This is a genomic window from Alteromonas sp. V450 (assembly GCF_001885075.1).
Lineage (GTDB): Bacteria > Pseudomonadota > Gammaproteobacteria > Enterobacterales > Alteromonadaceae > Alteromonas.
The window spans coordinates 3,752,946-3,770,772 of sequence record NZ_MODU01000004.1 but is presented as its reverse complement, the minus strand read 5'-3'; the positions used below and the strand labels follow the sequence as shown (position 1 = coordinate 3,770,772).

Below are 17,827 nucleotides of genomic sequence, written 5' to 3'. Positions count from 1 at the left end.
TCACTTATCACTTATCACTCAGGACTAACTATCAACAAAATAAATAGTCAGGATATTGCATTTTATTGGTGCAGAAGGTTTACTGGTTAGACCAGATGAGTTTTCGAGATCACCAATGTCGAGCAAAATAAAGCAACACGACTCCCTAAAAAGTACGAGTGTTAAAGATATCACTGTTACTTGTGCTGATAGTACACCGCTTGCCGCTTCCCTTTACTCTCCTGTCCGCCCCGCTAAAGCAGCAATTATGATTGGCCCAGCAACAGGTATAAAACGCCAATTCTATAGCGCATTTGCCACTTACTTGAGTGAGCAAGGATTTGGCGTTATCACGTTCGATAACCGTGGCATTGGCGGGTCGGTCAACGGCAGCGTTAAGCAAAGTGACGCATCACTCGTAACCTGGGGCGAACAAGATATGCCAGCGGTGCTCGAGACACTAAAGATTCACTTCCCTAATGTGCCCTATTTTCTTGTTGGTCATAGTGCGGGAGGTCAGCTATTGGGGTTGATGTATAACGTACACGACCTCACTGCTTTTTGTAATTTTGGCAGTTCATCAGGTAGCCTCAGAAACATGCGTAAAAGCTATCTGCTTAAAGCGCATTTCTTTATGAATTTCTATATTCCCGTGAGTAATTTATTGTTTGGCCATACTAAGTCTCAGTGGGTAGGCATGGGCGAACCACTACCTAAAAAAGTGGCGCGCCAATGGCAGAAATGGTGTAACGGTAAAGGCTACGTAAAAACTGGCTTTGGCAGTGATATTAACCAGCATCACTACGATACCATTCAGATACCTTCTAAGTGGTTACTCGCCAACGACGACGATATTGCTAATATTCATAACGTTCACGATATGATTAGCGTTTTCCCCAATATGAAAGCTGAGGTGGAGGAGCTAGACCCGCAGGCCAACAACGTCAAAGAAATCGGCCACATGAAGTTTTTCTCACGGAAATGTCAACATCTATGGCCTAAAGTCACCGATTACTTTAATCAATACGTGTGATATCACCTTCGAACGAGCGCTTATATCAAAGCGCTCGAACTCGATACGGGTGCTCTGGTTACGCGCTAAGCAAGTGTGTATATTCTTCCTTCATTTGAAGGAATATGACCTTGTTGATGTTGGCTAAAGTCATCTTGTAGCGCGCTTAGCCCTTCACGCTCTTTAACGTTTAGCCAACCGGCGCTCCATGCAATGGCTTTTGCTACAAACCCGCTACTTAACTTCTGATACTCAGCAGCCCCAATCTCAGACATACGCTGCTGTATATGAGCAGGAGCAAAGAAAAACTCCTCATCGCCTGATAGCTCAATGTCCTGCCAGTGAGTAAGCCCAACGTTGATGTATCTGGTTAGGTGTTCACCAAGTCTATGCTTGATTGATGCTTTGACCTGAGCATTACCTGACATGTCGACCACAACGGTGCCTTTCAGTTGCAACATGTCCAGCTGTTCATAACTAATAACAGCGCTGTAAACATCTAACCCTTTGAGGGGTGCGACATGCTTATCTGACGTGACGCCTATCGCGCTAATACCAGCTTCTTTTAACGCAAAAGCAAGCCCTAAACTGGTTTTGCTTGAAGCACTTAGCACCAGCAACTGTTCTCGCGCTGAAGCGGGTATGGATTCGACCACTTCCGACAAACAGTAGGACGTTGCATAAAGCGGCCACAACAACATCTGAAAGTTTTCTTGTTCGTGTTGCTTGGCGATAACTTCAGCGTTAGCATCGGCCGCTATTACGGGAAGTGGTCGGTAGACATTGTACCCTTGGGGCAACTTCAAACGATGAGGGCTACAGTCTATTAAATTGTTGTTTGTTACCGTTGTGTTGGCCATAACCAGATACTCAGCGGGCGGGAAATAACCTAAAAAACGACTGCCAACTTCTACCGAATCATTATTAGAGCTTATTACCTGGCCCACACCCCATACCGGAATAACACCCCAATTTTCATTACTGCTGGTGTTAATCGGTGGAAAAAACTGCCAATAACCAAGCTTGTCACCCACCATATAATAGGTGAGGTTATTGGCAGTAAACGCGAACCTTTCAATTTTGATCACTAGGCTTTTTGTGTTTTCAGTACCCTCTATTCGCGCGTTATCGGGGCTACCTTCTGCTTGCGTTATTCGAAAGCAGTTTGGGTTCGTTTTATCTATTTGAAACTGTTTCATCGTTATGTTTAACCTATTAAAGTTGTCCGCTCGCTTTTAAGCCCTGTATATAAGTCATCAGCTTTTGCATGGCCGGTGCCGCTGCCTCTTTCAATCGCCCTAACACCTGCATTTTTTGCATATCGTCTTTTGCCACGCCGTGTACTATTTTTGAAAAGCCATCTAATCGACAGTGGTAGATCCACGCTTTAAGCGCTGGGTCTTCACCCCAAATTTGCATATTTCGTAACATGGCTGCGGTCATTGGCAACCAGTCGACGTCGCGATTAGGCAGCGGGACCACTTGTGTCAGCATCTGCTTTTGTTGTTCATCGCTGTAAGCAGCCTCAACGTGGGCAATAAGTGCAGCACTAAAAACAGGTTGATAAGCGCGCACTGTTTGAGGGGTGATGGTGTCACCATCGAACACCGCTTTCATCTCTAGGTTAGTCAGTGCAGAAGCTGAGCAGTCAATAACCAACGCGTTATCTGGCATTTTCCATGTTGTACTTTCAAAACACAGTTCTTCGCGGCTGATATGTTTAACACGACCTTGTCTAACGACAGATGGCAGCGTTTGTAAGGCTTTAAGCTCTAATTTGCTCACCGTTGCCCCGTGAAACATACTGGGTCTTACTTTTTTATCAATACGCAGTAAAACGCCCCGCTCTTCCAATTTGTCGAACATATCCTCGATGGAACTTGACGCAGCGATAGCTTCCATTTGATTTGCTTGTGCCCCAATAGAATCGAAGAAGAAGTCGTCCAAAGGCTGGGTATTTTTACGGTTAAGTAACCATGCATCTCGGGATACCACCCAGTGGATGTTTTTTGGGGCCACATGGTTTTCGAGCAGCCATAGGCAGGTATCAATACCTGTTTTACCACCGCCGACCACCACGTAGTTATCAAAGCCTTCAATATTTTCAACCACGGTATTAACTGGCGTAAATGCAACATTGTTGTCGCGAGTAAAACTTGGAGTATGGGTAAGCGGAATATTGGTATTTAGATAAGTGGCATCAACAATTTTCTTGTTCACAGTCACGTTATACTGCTTGCCATTTAAGGTGGAAATAAATTGTTTATTTCCTTTGTATTCGCAAAGCGGGTAATACTGCACTCGATTTGAAGGCAAAAAGGTTTCGTTCATTACCGCATCGAAATACGCGCTAACTTCTTGGCCTGAAGCTAATCCCATCAAGCCTTCATTCAATCCTGTTTTATCAATAACGCCACGATTTAACTCTTTTGAGCACACGCCATAAAAAGCTGACGGCTGGTGAAGGGTGACGAAGGGGTAGGCATAGTTCCAATGCCCGCCAGGCTTCGCATTTTTATCTACAATCAGAATGTTAGCATTTGTTTCGTGAAGCAGTACATCGGCGAATGCCATCCCGACCGCGCCAGCGCCTACAATCAAATAATCGCAGGTTAATTGCTCAGTTTTCATATATAGTGTCCTTATGAATAACCTGCGGGCAGGCAGGTTAAGTGTTAAACCAAGAGATATAACGGCGTTATAAAACCACTTTACATAACGGTGTTATATAGCGCAACATGTAAATGATGTGTAAATGAAAAAAGATACGCGACAAAAGATCTTAGACGCTGCCTCAGCGCTGTTTTTGAAAGGCGGAACGAATGCACTTAGCGTGCGCGCCATTGCTGACGGTGCAGGTATGTCAACGATTGGCATCTATAGCCACTTCAAAGGTAAGCAGGGTATTTTAGATGCGCTTTACATCGAAGGTTTCGAACTAGTAGAGCGTGAAATGTTGGCAGCCGACGGTAATACTGCGGCAGAAAAAGTGATTAATGGCTGCGAGCGTATTTTAACGTTTTCAGAAACTCATGCAGCCCATTATCGACTAATTTTTGCTTCTAATTTGAAAGACTATACGCCATCAGATGAAGCTATCGAGGCAGGTGAAAAAGCCTTTATCACGCTAACTAAGCTTACCGCTGCGTTAATTAAAAAAGACCTGTCTGTTGAAGAAAAGCAAGATGTAGCTATGCAGGTATGGGCGCTAAATCATGGTTATATTACGTTGAATCAGCACGAAATTAGCAACCGTATTACTTGGAACAATTGGAAAGAACGCGCACTTCAGGCCATTCGCTTGCACGTTTACGCCCTAGTCGCTACCCAGTAAAAAAAGAAGGCAGAGTATATTTTAATAAAATACTCTGCCCCCCATGTTCTTTATTTGCTGGCGACCGCCTTTCTAACACGAGCACCGTAGTCGCTGTCGGCTAGATCGTATTGCACGAACATCGCTTCTTGCACGTCTTGCGTTGCTTGGCTTAGGCCGTCAGCAATATTATTCACCAACTGCTGCTTTTGGTCTTCACTCATAATGCGGTATAAGTCACCAGCTTGTGAGTAGTTGTCTTCATCACGGTTATCGTAAATATCTAACCATGCATCTTGCTCTAAAGGCATTGGTGGCTCTTGTACCTCTGGCATTTCAGCAGGCTCACCAATGCGAGCACGGTTGTTTGGATAGAAGTTAGCTCCACTTCCTGCAAGTGCTGGGTTAACCCCTGCAAAAGCGCCATCTCGCTGGTAATTGTGTACGGGACAACGTGGTGCGTTTACCGGTATCTGATTGTAGTTGGCTCCAATACGGTATCTGTGAGCATCTTGATATGCAATGAGTCGCGCTTGAAGCATTCTGTCTGGCGACGCACCAATACCCGGTACCAAATTGCTCGGCGCGAACGCGGCTTGCTCAGTTTCTGCAAAGTAGTTATCAACATTACGGTTTAACTCCAACTGTCCTACTTCAATTAACGGAAAGTCGCTGTGCGGCCATACCTTGGTAAGATCAAACGGATTGATACGATAATTACGTGCTTCCTCTTCGGTCATAATCTGCACGTTCACTGTCCACGATGGAAAATTGCCGTTATCAATACTATCAACAAGATCTTGTTGGGCACCATAGGCAGGCATTTTCGCTGCTTCTTCGTTAGTAAGCGTTTTGATACCTTGGTTAGTTTTAAAGTGCCACTTTACCCAATATCGCTCACCGGCATTGTTCCAAAAGCTTAAAGTATGTGAGCTATAGCCATTCACATGACGGTATGAATACGGGATACCACGGTCAGACATCAAAATCGTTGACTGGTGTAGCGACTGTGGGTTGTTTGCCCAAAACTCATAAACCGCTTGCGGGTCAGGCAAGTTAGTACGTGGGTTCTTTTTCTGGCTGTGTATAAAGTCAGGGAATTTAATGCCGTCTCGCAAGAAGAATACGGGTGTATTGTTTCCAACCATATCCCAGTTACCTTGTTCAGTGTAAAACTTCACCGAAAAACCACGAGGGTCACGAGCGTAATCGCTTGAGTCTTGACCGCCACCTACAGTAGAAAATCGCAAGAACACATCGGTTTTTTGCCCTTCTTTTTGCAAGAAGTCAGCAATAGTATAATCAGACAAACTTTTAGTTAGCGTGAAAGTACCATATGCTGCGCTGCCTCTGGCGTGAACTACGCGCTCTGGAATTCGCTCGCGGTTAAAGTGCGCAAGCTTCTCGAACAAATAGTAGTTGTCGAAAGTAACGGGGCCACGTGGTCCTGCGGTTCGACTTTGATTGTCATTAGCAACGGGCGCACCATTGCTAGATGTTAGCGTGGTGGGGTTGATAGCTGTACCTGAAAATGGACACTTACTCATTGCGAATTCCTTCTAGTCTGTCTCTCTGTCACAGTGTTAGCTTTACTAAAACTGTGCGTTACACGCGTGATTAACTAAGAATCTTTAATCACGTTTTCTGTTTAGAAATATATTCGCTGATTCTTAATACCAATTAAAGCGAACAAAATAGATAGTTATAATCGTGATTTCAAATCAAACTCGATCATTTATTGGTTGCAGCAGATTATTAGTATCAGGACTAATTACATCAATGAGGTGCAAATAAGAGCTCGCTATTGAAGCGAGACACTGCGTATTACTTTTTTGCAATGAAGGTCTAGCATGCGTCATAACTCGTAAACAAAAAGATGAAAACTCGAAAACGACTTAGGTTTGTATAATGACTAAACCGATTATTTTCATTTCTGGTTTTATGATGTTGTGCATAATTCTTGTTGCGTCGTGGAATACGTTTGCCAAATTAAGCCGAATCAACAGTAAGAATAACGAACTTACTTTTATGGGAAGTTCAGGATGGCAGTGGCATAACAAATCACAAGGGCTTCAGATAAAACGAGTTGAAGGTTATTTGCCTGCGCTACGGAAAGTGTCCGAAAGCAAAGAATATGCATCGCTTATTACCATCACAGAAGATGGAAGCTATCGCGGCTTTGTGTTTTTTAACCAAGATTGTGAAGAAGGCGCCACGGTTTCAGAGAGCGTATTTTACGGCACACACGAAAAACCGCAGCTTGAAGTGCTTCACTGCCTTCATGGAAAGCTGGTGTATATGAAAAGGTGGTCTGCAGTACCCAACGAACGCTGGCGAGGCCGCGTGGGCAACTTTGAATTTAATGAGGCTTTAAGCGAGTGGGATTTCACTCCACTTCAACACGCCTATTTGAAGAGTGTGGCAGAGCTTATCTAACTCAACATCAAAAGATGAGGGGTAAACGCGATAACGTTACCCCCACAGCGTATACTTCCGGCTTTCAAGGGAAATAAAGACTAGTTCCCTCTTATAATCAAACCTTGGCGAGTGCGTTGTCGATATCTTTTGCTGTGTGGCGGTTTTCTAACTGGCCGTCGTCGCCCCAGGTTTTGTTAACGATACGGCCTCGTTTAACCCCTTCTCGCTGCTCTAGTTGCTTAGCCCAACGGACTAAATTGGTGTACTCGTGCACCTGAAGGAAAGTGGCTGCGTCGTATAAATTACCTAGCACCAAGTTGCCGTACCATGGCCAAATAGCCATGTCAGCGATACTGTACTCGCTACCTGCAATGTACTCGTTGTTTGCTAGGTGCTTGTCTAGCACATCTAGCTGACGCTTAGTTTCCATGGTAAAGCGGTTGATAGGATATTCCATTGGGTAAGGCGCATAACTGTAGAAGTGCCCAAAACCACCGCCTAAGTAAGGCGCTGACCCCACCTGCCAGAACAGCCAGTTGAAACATTCCGCCTTGGCATGAGCGTCTTGTGGAATGAATTTACCGAATTTTTCCGCCAGGTAAACTAAAATTGACCCCGACTCGAATAGCTTGGTTTCTGGCGACGTGGTCGTGTCGACCATAGCAGGAATTTTACTATTCGGATTAACGTCAACAAACCCAGAAGAAAACTGGTCTCCCTCACCAATGTTAACCAGCCAAGCGTCGTATTCTGCTTCGCTCACGCCAGCAGCCAGCAACTCTTCAAGCATGATGGTAACTTTCTGACCATTAGGCGTAGCTAACGAGTATAGCTGCAAACCATGTTCACCATTAGGACGAGCCTTCTCATGGGTAGCGCCTGACACAGGACGATTAATGCTGGCCCACTTGTTGCCATCATCTTCAGCTTGAGTCCAAACTTCTGGTGGTGTGTAGTTACTTTCTGTCGACATAGCAATTCCTTTAAATGACTTTATCGTTAAGGTTAGTGCAATACATAGCTACTAAGAACAGCTTTTAAAGACTTATAGCTCAACGGTGTCGACTAATAAACGGCGATATACGTTTATTGACATAAAAAAGCCGCGCCTCAGCTTTCTGTACAGCGCGACTTTATGGAATAAAAGGCGAGCAGTCCTTTGCCCGCAAACTGAAACTATACGATAGTTGCCAAAAAGCTTTTCGTCAGAAATAACCGTGGCAGAATCGATAGTGTGTAAAAAGATTTGCCACGTATTGCCCAACCTCGCAGTAGGCATCAAGTACGTCGGATTCATCCAAATGCCAACATTTCACTTTGTTCATCCATTGGGCTTTCTGAGACTGTACTAGCAGCCGTTTTAGCAGTCTTTTCACCTTGTACTGCATCATCCACATTAGGTGAATCGCAAGCTGAGAGTGTTGCAAGAGCGGCCATAACTAATGACGTAGAGAATGAGCGCTTTACAATTCGCGCGCGTGAAGGACTTACCTTGTTTTTGAACGTTATCATCAATACCACCCCTTGCTCCTTATTGTTGCTACAGGGAGGTGTATCAATCATTGTGCCAACTACAATTAATCAATAAATAACAATAGGTTAGACACTAACCCATCAAAAAATATGTGAGCTAAACACAGGAAATGTTGCGCATAGGCAACACCATTTTACATTTGTTTGGAGTGCGGTCGCGAAATGGATGAATTACGAGCAGTTAGACGATTGCTTACTTTTGGCTTTTGCGTTGCAGGTCATGGTAAAAGCATTGTTCACAAGTACAAAAAAGCAGGCTAAGCCTGCTTTTTATAACGTTAAATGATACTAGATGCTTACTCGCTTGTAAGGGCGATACTCCGCTTTCCAGAAGTTACGCTCAATGCTGGCGCGCAGTGCGTCGTCAGACATCTCAAGGGCTAGCCCTTGCTCCATAGCAACTCTACCCACTTCAAAAGCGATTTCTCGGCTAATTTCAGCAATAGCAGACAGTGGTGGCAACAATGAACCTTGTCCAGTGTTGACTAATGGCGACGCTGAGGCCAGTGCATTGCTTGCAGCCATCAACATTTCATCACTGATTAGCTTGGCTTTTGATGCAACTACACCAAGACCAATACCAGGGAAGATGTAAGAGTTGTTGCATTGTGCGATTGGAAATATTTTGCCATCGTATTCTACAGGTTTGAACGGGCTACCTGTGGCAATAATTACCTTACCTTCCGTCCACTCAATCACTTGCTCTGGACGGGCTTCAACTTGGCGCGAAGGATTACTTAACGGGAATATAATGGGCAACTCACAGCCTTGCTTCATAGCTCGAATAACTTGTTCGGTGAACAAACCTGGCTGGCCTGAAACACCAATAAGCACGTCTGGCTGTGCACAATGCATCACATCTAACAGCGACGCGTAATCTCCACTGAACGTCCAATCACTCAGGTCTACATTTTTCTGTTGAAGCTTTTGCTGGAAGTCGCGCAATCCTTCCATGCCCTCAGTTACCAAACCAAACCGGTCAATCATAAACACTTGCTTACGCGCTTGTTCGTCAGTTAGACCCTCAAACACCATTTGTTGGATAAGCATTTCAGCAATACCACAGCCTGCAGATCCTGCACCTACAAACACAACTTTCATGTCGCGTAGCTTTTGCTGTTTAGTTTTACACGCCGCTAAAATAGTCCCAAGGGTTACAGCAGCGGTGCCTTGTATATCGTCATTAAAACAGCACACATTGTCACGGTAGCGGTTTAATAGCGGCATAGCGTTTGGCTGCGCAAAATCTTCAAACTGAATCATGACATCAGGCCAGCGACGCTTTACTGCGTTAATAAACATATCGACGAATTCATCGTATTCGTCCTGTTCAATACGTGGATGGCGCGCGCCCATGTACATTGGGTCGTTTAGTAACTTCTCGTTGTTAGTACCTACGTCTAACATAACGGGTAGCGTGTAGGCTGGGCTGATACCGCCACATGCGGTATATAGCGAAAGTTTACCGATAGGAATACCCATTCCGCCAATACCTTGGTCGCCCAAACCTAAAATGCGTTCACCGTCAGTCACAACAATCACTTTCACTTTGCGCTTCGTTGCATTGCGAACGATATCGTCAAGCTGGTGACGTTCTTCATACGACACAAACAAACCACGGGAACTGCGATAGATATCAGAAAACTGCTCACATGCATCACCTACCGTAGGGGTGTAGATGATAGGCATCATTTCATCAATATGCTTTTGAATAAGACGGTAGAACAAGGTTTCGTTGTTGTCTTGAATGGCGCGCAGATAGATATGCTTATTTAGGGCTTCATCAAAGCTGCTGTATTGCATATAAGCGCGCTCGACTTGCTCTTCAATGGTCTCGTACCTAGGCGGCACTAAACCCGTCAAGTTAAACGCGGCGCGCTCTCTGGCAGTGAAAGCACTACCTTTATTTAGCAAGGGCGTTTCCAGCAATGAAGGGCCGGCATGAGGAATATAAAGATATCGCTGTGAATCTTCTGACATTGGTTTTCCGATAATATGTTCAGGCAAATACATCGCCGAAAGCCTGAAGCGGCACATCTTTGATGTACCTTTTTAATTAGAATATTTCTTCTGGCTCTGGCGCCGTCGTTGTCTCCTGCACGGCCGGGTCAACTATTTCGTCGTCTCGTACATAAGTCGTTGGCTCGGTTCCTTGCAGGAAGTATTCAAATAGTGTCGTATGGTCTGTTCGTCTGGTCAACTTTCCACTGGTACGATCAATGCGAACCCGCACTATATTTTCCGGAACGGGCATAGGTGAATGAGGTTTGTCTTTCAAGGCAAATTGCATAAATCTGATCCATGCTGGACCTGCAGCTTTAGCGCCGTCTTCAGTACCAATTAGCGCATTACCTATCCAGTTAAACTTCTCTGGATCCTTATTTATTAAATTCTGGTTTCGCGTTGCGCGGCCAAGCTGCCTGCTCATATTGTCAAAACCAACCCATACTGTAGTCACGATATCCTTATGGAATCCACTGAACCAGGTATCTCTTGAGTCATTAGTTGTACCAGTTTTGCCTGCAATATCGGTTCGTTGAAGAATATTTCTGGCACGCCAGCCCGTTCCTAACCAATAGGTTTTATTGTTCCAATTCCCGTTAGCTCTTACAGCGGTGCGCATCATTTCTGACACAAGAAAAGCATTTTGTGCAGTAATGACCTGCGGTGCTATCACCTTTTCTGCGCTTTCATTATTGTCGCCAACATCGCCAAGTAAAATGTCTTGATTCAGTTCTGCGGCAAGTAACGCTTCGATATCTGCTTCTTCGTCTTCAGGGTATATTTCCGGATCGCCATTATTTTCACAACGATTACAAGCCCAAACAGGGTTTGCTTTCCAAAGTTCATCGCCGTTTTCATCAAGCACCTTGCTGATAAAGTGAGGATTTACAAGATAGCCACCGTTGGCGATGACCGACATACCTCTGGCCACTTCAAGCGGCGTATGAGAACTCGAACCGAGGGAAACGGTTTCATCTAGCGGAATGTCGTCTTCGTTAAATCCAAAACGGGTTAAATAATCAGCCGTTTCTCTAAGGCCTACACCGCGAAGCAAGCGAACCGATACCACGTTTTTTGATTTACCAAGCGCTTTACGCATTCGAATTGGACCGTCGTATTCAGCCGGTGAATTTTGCGGTCTCCATGCCACACCAGTAGCAGCATTCCATTGATTAATTGGGGCATCGTTAATGATTGAGGCTAGGGTGTAACCACTGTCTAGCGCTGCGGAGTAAACGAAAGGTTTAATATTTGACCCCACTTGCCTTTTAGCTTGCGTAGCTCGATTGAACTGACTTTGGTAAAAACTGTATCCACCCACTACGGCCTCTACTGCACCATTTTTGGGGTTAACGGCAATTAAAGCGCCACTTACTTCTGGAAGTTGTGATAGTCGCCAAGCACCTTCCTGCTCGCGAATATATACAACGGCCCCCTCTTGCGTTATATCTGACGCTGTCTTTGGGTCGTTGCCTTGACGAAAATCGGTAATATACGAACGCGCCCAATCGAGGCCATCCCAATCTATTTCACGCGTTATCCCATCTACTGATAATACATTTATCGACTTTTCGTTTACCTTCATCACAACCGAGGGTAACAGCGGTTTAATGTGTGGGATTTCGCGTAATATACTTTGTATTGATGCACTATCCCAATCATCTCGCTGTTCGCGACCGTTGGTGTCTAGTGTTAACTTAGGCGCTGCAGAAGCGTCCGCCTTTTTATCGACCACGGGTATATTCCATAAATATCCCAGTGGCCCTTTGTAGCCGTGACGCTCATCATAATCGTGAAGATTTCTCACTACCGCTTGCTGCGCGGCTAGTTGCAACTGTGAAGACGCAGTAGCGTAGACTTGATACCCTCCCGTCTCAGCTTCTTCCTTACCATAAATTTCTACCATCTCGTTATAAATAGTATCTGCCAAGTAAGGTGCATCGACTTCAATTTCGGCGCCGTGTTTTCTGGCGGTAACGGGCGCGCTGGCTGCTTCGTCAAACTGTGCTTTTGTAATGTATTTTTCATCCAGCATACGAAGCAGGACCACGCGCCGACGTTCGACCGATCTCTCTGGTCCACTGATAGGATTCAACACCGATGGTGCCTTGGGTAACCCGGCAATGGTTGCAATTTGCGCTAAATTCAATTCATTCAGTGATTTACCGTAATAAACCTGAGACGCTGCGCCAAATCCAAAAGCTCGATGCCCTAGCTCAATTTTATTAAGATAAAGTTCTAGAATTTCCTGCTTACTCAGCTCCTGCTCCATATGAAGCGCAATAAAAATCTCTTTTATTTTTCTAACGTAAGTTTTTTCGCGTGTTAAAAAGAAACCTCGGGCGAGCTGCATAGTAAGCGTACTTGCCCCCTGACGTTTTTCTCCAGTTAAAATTAGACTTACCGCAGCGCGGGCTATACCTATTGGGTCAATACCGTTATGCTCATAAAAGCGACTATCTTCGGTAGCAAGTATTGCATCAATGAGCGCTTGTGGTACATCATCAAGCTGGACTGGAATGCGTCGTTTTACACCATATTGCGAGATGAGCTTGCCATCGCTGGTGTAAATTTGCATAGGTGTTTGCAGGCGCACATCTTTAAGAACAGTAACGCTTGGAAGATCTGGTTTTATATAAAAATAAATACCTACCAATGCCGCACTACCGATAAGTCCCGATAGAAAAACAAGTAAAATGAGTGGTTTGATGTACTTCACTGTAGCAAATACCAAGAAAATTGTTGATTTGATGTAAAATTTATACGTATGATTTATCTCATTTTTTATACGTATGTGTTATCTATAGAACCATACGCATAAACGTATTACAGTAACATTGTACTTTAGAGCAACTACCTTTGAAACTGGACAATAGCAAATGAAATCGCTGTTTAAGAAAAAGCTGCCGCCCATTGTGGGCTTAGATATAGGCACGCGTCAAATAAAAGCGGTGTGGCTAGAGCAAACTAAGGATGGGTTCGTACTTCAGGGGTATGCCTGTGAACCGATTAGTAAGATTGCATTTTCAGAGCGTGACATCAAAGACTACGAGTCAATTAGTGTCGCTTTGAAAAAAATACGCAAAGCACTGAAAACGAAAACAAAGCTTGCAAACATTGCTGTAGCAGGGACTTCAGTAATAAGCAAAATAGTATATATGGATCCCGAGCCAAACGACTACGATCTGGAAAGTCAGATTGAAATAGAAGCGGATAGCTTGATCCCTTATCCAATTGAAGAAGTGTATTTAGACTTCGAAAAGTTGGGCCCCAGCAAAACGCATACAGGCAAAATGAACGTGTTGCTCACAGCAGCACATAAAGATCTTGTCGATAGTCGCTTGCTATTAACAAGGGAGGCGAATTTTGAACCCAAAATCGTTGACATGGAAAACTATGCGTTAGGTAATTCCATTGACTTTTTCCATTCAAATAGCGACAAAGATAAGCCAGTTTGTTGTATCAACGTTGGTGCGTCGCTGCTTCAGATTTGTGTTGTAAAAAATGGCGATACCATTTACACCAAAGAACATTCTTTCGGACTGAATAATCTGGTCAGCGATATCAGTGCCATTCACATGATAGAGCGTGAGACTGCTGAACGTCAGTTAATGGAAGGGACGCTGCCAGGTAATTGGGTGGAAGATACGCTTCCAATGTTTGCCTCTAATCTCCAGCAAAGCATTAATAGAGCATTACAGATGTACATGAGTACAACACACGCCGACCGCCCTACCGAGATATTGCTAAGTGGTGGTGCTGCAAACATTGCCCCCCTCGTTGATATTCTTAACCAGGACTTAGGGTTGAACGTCACCAGTTTCAATCCGTTTAGAGGAATGTCAATCAACCCTAAGCTTGACGTAGCTAAGCTAAATAAGATTGCGCCGCAGCTAACAATAGCCGCAGGGTTAGCAAGCAGGAGTTTTATACCATGGCACATATAAATCTCTTACCTTGGCGTGAACAACAACGTCAACATCAGAAGAAACAGTACCTATTGGGCTTAGTTGCTCTAGCTGTGATTGTAGGACTTGTATTTTGGTTTATTGCGCAGGCTTTTACTCAGCAAATTGAAAACCAAAACTCACGTAATAAGTTCCTTGAAGAGCAGATTGCAGCGTTAGATGCTGAAATTGGCGAAATCAAAAAGATTAAAGAGAGTAAGAATGCTCTCGAACAACGGATGTCATTGATAGAACAACTTCAGGCCAATAGAAACGTAGCACCGATCGTTTTTGATAGACTGGCGTCTATCGTTCCAGCAGGAGTAACATTCGAAAGTATGCGTCGAACAGGCAACCGCATTAGCATTGACGGTACGAGCGACTCTAATAACAGACTGTCCGACTTTATGCGTGCGCTGGAAGATTCTGATACGTTTGTCGCCGCTGAGTTATCTACAATAAAATCGGATAACACGAACGCAATAGCAATTAGTAGCTTCACACTGACGTTTTCTATCAACCCCAATATTGCTCCTGTTAATGAGCCTGGTAATGGAGTCTAGGCGCTATGAAATTTGATGTAACAAAACTAAAAGAATTAAATGAATTAGACTTCGAACAGATTGCAATTTGGCCAAACGAAATTCGTATTGTTGTGGCTATTTTTGTATCAATTGTTGTGGGCGCGTTGAGTTACTACAGCTTAGTTAATCCGAAACTACCGGTACTTGAATCTGTTCAAAAGAAGGAAGGCGATCTTAAATTGCAGTTTGAGGCAAAGTATCGAATTGCAGCAAACCTTAAAGCCTATGAAGAGCAACTCGAGCAAATTAAGAAAGACTTTTCATCGATGTTAAGAAGCTTGCCTACAAGCAATGAAACGCCAGGCCTGCTAGACGATATCACCTACGTAGGGACTTCAGCGGGATTAACATTCAGGCTACTCAATTGGGAAAAAGAAATTCCCAAAGAGTTCTACACTGAACTACCTATTCAGATGGAAGTAAGTGGGGGCTATCACAGCTTTGGTGAGTTTACTTCTAAAATCGCGGCTTTGCCTCGAATCGTTACACTCCATGACTTCGAAATTGAGCGTTCAAACGGAGAGTTATCGCTTAGGCTACAAGCGAAAACGTATCGTTCTGAAAATACCTCTATTCTAACGGAGGGTAACTAATGATACGTCAGTCACTTTCTCTAATCTCACTTATCGTAGTAGCTGGTTGCACACCGCAGCTAGATGATTTACAAGCTTACACGCAGGATGTAAAAAGTCGTGCGCAGCCGCAAATCGAGCCATACGAAGAGTTTAAAGCTCAGCCTCCTTTTGCGTATACTGCGAGCAATATTAAAAGCCCGTTTAAATTTCCTGAAGGTGCAGCAGCGCCTTTGAAAAAGCCTCGGATAGAGAATTGCTCTGAGCCAAATTTTGAAAGAGCAAAAGAGCCATTAGAGGCTTATGGATTAGATGCGTTAGAATTGATGGGTAATATAGAAATTAAAGGCCAAAAGTGGGCGTTGATTCAAAGCAACGACGGGATTTTACACAAGGCCAAAACAGGGAGCAGAATTGGCGTGTTTTATGGAACTATTACGCAGGTTAATACAGATTCAATTACTATAAGGCAATTATTACCAGATGGTGCAGGCTGCTGGCAAAGGAAAACAACAACAATGAATACAGCATCTAAGGCGGGAGAGTAAACATGGCTGAACGATACATATTTAACAAATCTCTGAATCGTAAAGTGCCAAAATGGTATTGGCTTGCTGCCGCTACCACCGTCTTGTCTGTTGCCGTCATGGCATCACCATTGAAGGCACAAGAGCAGGAAGCTACGTTGGTCGATCCAGAGAAAAGTGCAGTGATGCAGCCTATCATGTCGACCATTACGAATATCGATTTCACGCTCGCTGGCAAAGACACAGCCGTAACACTCATTACTTTTGAAGGAGCGCCTCCGAAAGTCCAGATGATCGAGTCTCAGGGAAAGCTTGTCGCCACGATTGAGGACACGCAGTTAGCAGAGGACCAACTCGTCGAACTTAATGTTGCTAATTTTGGAACGGTTGTCTCAACAATAGAGACCTTTCAGAAAAAGACGGATGCACGAGTAGAAGTAAATTACTCAGGTAGAGTCGTAGTAGAAAAATCCATTGTAGATAATGTTTTGCGCTTACAAGTAAAACCTATGACTGAGCAACAGCAAGAGTCTATCGAAAATGAAAAACGCTACACCGGTGAACCTATTGCATTAGACTTTCAAGACGTACCTGTACGACAGGTACTTCAGCTAATCGCACAGGTAAACGGCTTTAACCTAGTGACCACAGATACAGTGTCAGGCAACGTAACGATTAGCCTAACCGGCGTACCTTGGGACCAAGCGCTTGATATGATCCTTAGGGTCAAAGGCCTCGATAAGCGACTAGAAGGTAATATTTTGCTGATTGCACCCGCTGAAGAATTATCAGCGCGTGAGGCTCAAGCTTTACAATCACAACAGCAAGTTTCTGAGTTAGCTCCCCTTCAAACTGTTGATATTGCGGTTAATTATGCCAAGGCTTCGTCACTTGCCGCTATTCTAAAATCACCTGAAGGCGGTATCTTGTCTGACCGAGGCGGTGTAACCGTAGATGAGAGAACAAATACGTTAATCATACGAGACACACTGGCGTCGATAGACGAAGCGCGTAAAATGATTAAGGTGCTTGATATCCCTGTCAAACAAGTCCTTATTGAAAGTCGTATGGTAACTGTCCTTGACAATGTTGACGAGCAACTTGGTATTCGTTGGGGCTTTAGTGACCGCCAAAATGACAACGGTGTTTCAGGTACAATTGAAGGAGCGAACACCATTGCCGGTGGGGTAGTGCCACCAATCGACCAGCGCTTAAATGTAAACCTACCGGTATCTGGCGCAGCCGGTACCATTGGATTTCAACTTGCTAGCTTGATTGACGGTACCATTTTAGATTTAGAATTATCCGCGCTTGAAGCAGAGAACAAAGGTGAAATTATTGCCAGTCCACGTATTACTGTGGCCAACCAACACGAAGCTTACATTGAACAAGGTACGGAAATTCCTTTCGTACAAGCAGCATCAAGTGGTGCTACTGCTGTTACGTTCAAAAAAGCCGTTCTTTCACTGAAAGTGACGCCACACATAACGCCTGATAACCGCATAATTTTAGACTTAATCGTTACGCAGGATACGCGGGGTGAAACTGTAAGCACATCAACAGGTGAAGCCGTTGCGATTGATACCCAAGAGATCAAAACGCAAGTTCTGGTTGAAAACGGGGCAACTATCGTATTGGGAGGCATATTCCAACAAACGAGTTCTGATGGTGTATCTAAAGTACCATTATTTGGAGACCTTCCAGTGGTAGGCGCGTTGTTTAGAAACACGTCTCAACTACAGGAAAAAAGAGAACTACTTATATTCGTTACGCCTAAGATAGTGACAGAAAAACTTTAATTGGTTTTTAAAACTGACAAAAAACGCGCATTTATGCGCGTTTTTTTTATTCTTGCTGATAATTTTGTAACTAAATTTGAAGGGATCGGCTATTTGTTGGTTACAAGACTTGCAACGCCTTATATGAAACTGAGATAAT

At 44.2% G+C, this 17,827-nt stretch carries 15 protein-coding genes; 8 read left to right on the top strand and 7 right to left on the bottom strand.

From position 1 onward, the window contains the following. The first annotated feature begins 115 nt into the window (after positions 1-115). A complete protein-coding gene (locus BK026_RS16560) occupies positions 116-1,012 on the top strand; it encodes an alpha/beta fold hydrolase (protein WP_071817733.1) in 897 nt (298 codons plus the stop codon). A 65-nt stretch (positions 1,013-1,077) separates the two neighbouring features. Here BK026_RS16560 and BK026_RS16555 read toward each other — a convergent pair whose 3' ends face one another. Both BK026_RS16555 and BK026_RS16550 read right to left on the bottom strand, forming a co-directional pair. Further along, entirely contained in the window at positions 1,078-2,190 is a 1,113-nt protein-coding gene (locus tag BK026_RS16555; protein ID WP_071816824.1) for a DUF2855 family protein, read from the bottom strand. A gap of 16 nt (positions 2,191-2,206) precedes the next feature. Continuing rightward, entirely contained in the window at positions 2,207-3,622 is a 1,416-nt protein-coding gene (locus BK026_RS16550) for an FAD/NAD(P)-binding protein (RefSeq protein WP_071816823.1), read from the bottom strand. A 124-nt stretch (positions 3,623-3,746) separates the two neighbouring features. Here BK026_RS16550 and BK026_RS16545 point away from each other — a divergent pair, with 124 nt between their 5' ends. Continuing rightward, complete coding sequence (locus tag BK026_RS16545; protein WP_039219244.1) at positions 3,747-4,325, top strand: TetR/AcrR family transcriptional regulator; 579 nt, start codon at positions 3,747-3,749, stop codon at positions 4,323-4,325. Positions 4,326-4,375: 50 nt separating this feature from the next. Here BK026_RS16545 and BK026_RS16540 read toward each other — a convergent pair whose 3' ends face one another. After that, positions 4,376-5,851, bottom strand: a complete 1,476-nt coding sequence (locus BK026_RS16540; RefSeq protein ID WP_177247923.1) for a catalase — start codon at positions 5,849-5,851, stop codon at positions 4,376-4,378. Positions 5,852-6,212: 361 nt separating this feature from the next. Here BK026_RS16540 and BK026_RS16535 point away from each other — a divergent pair, with 361 nt between their 5' ends. After that, a complete protein-coding gene (locus BK026_RS16535; protein ID WP_071816822.1) occupies positions 6,213-6,740 on the top strand; it encodes a hypothetical protein in 528 nt (175 codons plus the stop codon). A 97-nt stretch (positions 6,741-6,837) separates the two neighbouring features. On the opposite strand, the gene yghU is transcribed toward BK026_RS16535, so the two are convergent. The 4 genes from yghU to BK026_RS16515 all read right to left on the bottom strand — a co-directional run bounded on the left by yghU (position 6,838) and on the right by BK026_RS16515 (position 12,978). After that, positions 6,838-7,695 carry a glutathione-dependent disulfide-bond oxidoreductase gene (gene yghU / locus BK026_RS16530; RefSeq protein ID WP_071816821.1) on the bottom strand — a complete coding sequence of 286 codons (858 nt, stop codon included), beginning with the start codon at positions 7,693-7,695 and terminating at the stop codon, positions 6,838-6,840. A gap of 320 nt (positions 7,696-8,015) precedes the next feature. Then, the gene (locus BK026_RS16525) at positions 8,016-8,234 is read right to left on the bottom strand and encodes a hypothetical protein (RefSeq protein WP_256253870.1); all 219 of its coding nucleotides are present in this window, start codon (positions 8,232-8,234) and stop codon (positions 8,016-8,018) included. Between the two features lie 309 nt (positions 8,235-8,543). Beyond that, complete coding sequence (locus BK026_RS16520; RefSeq protein ID WP_071817731.1) at positions 8,544-10,235, bottom strand: NAD-dependent malic enzyme; 1,692 nt, start codon at positions 10,233-10,235, stop codon at positions 8,544-8,546. A gap of 76 nt (positions 10,236-10,311) precedes the next feature. Next, positions 10,312-12,978, bottom strand: a complete 2,667-nt coding sequence (locus BK026_RS16515) for a penicillin-binding protein 1A (RefSeq protein WP_071816820.1) — start codon at positions 12,976-12,978, stop codon at positions 10,312-10,314. A 160-nt stretch (positions 12,979-13,138) separates the two neighbouring features. Here BK026_RS16515 and pilM point away from each other — a divergent pair, with 160 nt between their 5' ends. The 5 genes from pilM to BK026_RS16490 are packed head-to-tail and all read left to right on the top strand — an operon-like array spanning position 13,139 to position 17,688. Beyond that, the gene (gene pilM, locus BK026_RS16510) at positions 13,139-14,206 is read left to right on the top strand and encodes a type IV pilus assembly protein PilM (protein ID WP_071816819.1); all 1,068 of its coding nucleotides are present in this window, start codon (positions 13,139-13,141) and stop codon (positions 14,204-14,206) included. Continuing rightward, positions 14,194-14,769: a PilN domain-containing protein gene (locus BK026_RS16505; RefSeq protein ID WP_071816818.1), complete on the top strand. Its 576-nt coding sequence runs from the start codon at positions 14,194-14,196 to the stop codon at positions 14,767-14,769. The genes pilM and BK026_RS16505 overlap by 13 nt, the downstream gene beginning before the upstream one ends. A gap of 5 nt (positions 14,770-14,774) precedes the next feature. Further along, positions 14,775-15,383 (top strand): type 4a pilus biogenesis protein PilO, encoded by a 609-nt coding sequence (locus BK026_RS16500; protein WP_071816817.1) that lies wholly within the window; start codon positions 14,775-14,777, stop codon positions 15,381-15,383. Further along, entirely contained in the window at positions 15,383-15,910 is a 528-nt protein-coding gene (locus tag BK026_RS16495) for a pilus assembly protein PilP (protein WP_071816816.1), read from the top strand. The genes BK026_RS16500 and BK026_RS16495 overlap by 1 nt, the downstream gene beginning before the upstream one ends. Positions 15,911-15,912: 2 nt before the next feature. Then, positions 15,913-17,688: a type IV pilus secretin PilQ gene (locus BK026_RS16490; protein WP_071816815.1), complete on the top strand. Its 1,776-nt coding sequence runs from the start codon at positions 15,913-15,915 to the stop codon at positions 17,686-17,688. Positions 17,689-17,827 lie beyond the last annotated feature (139 nt).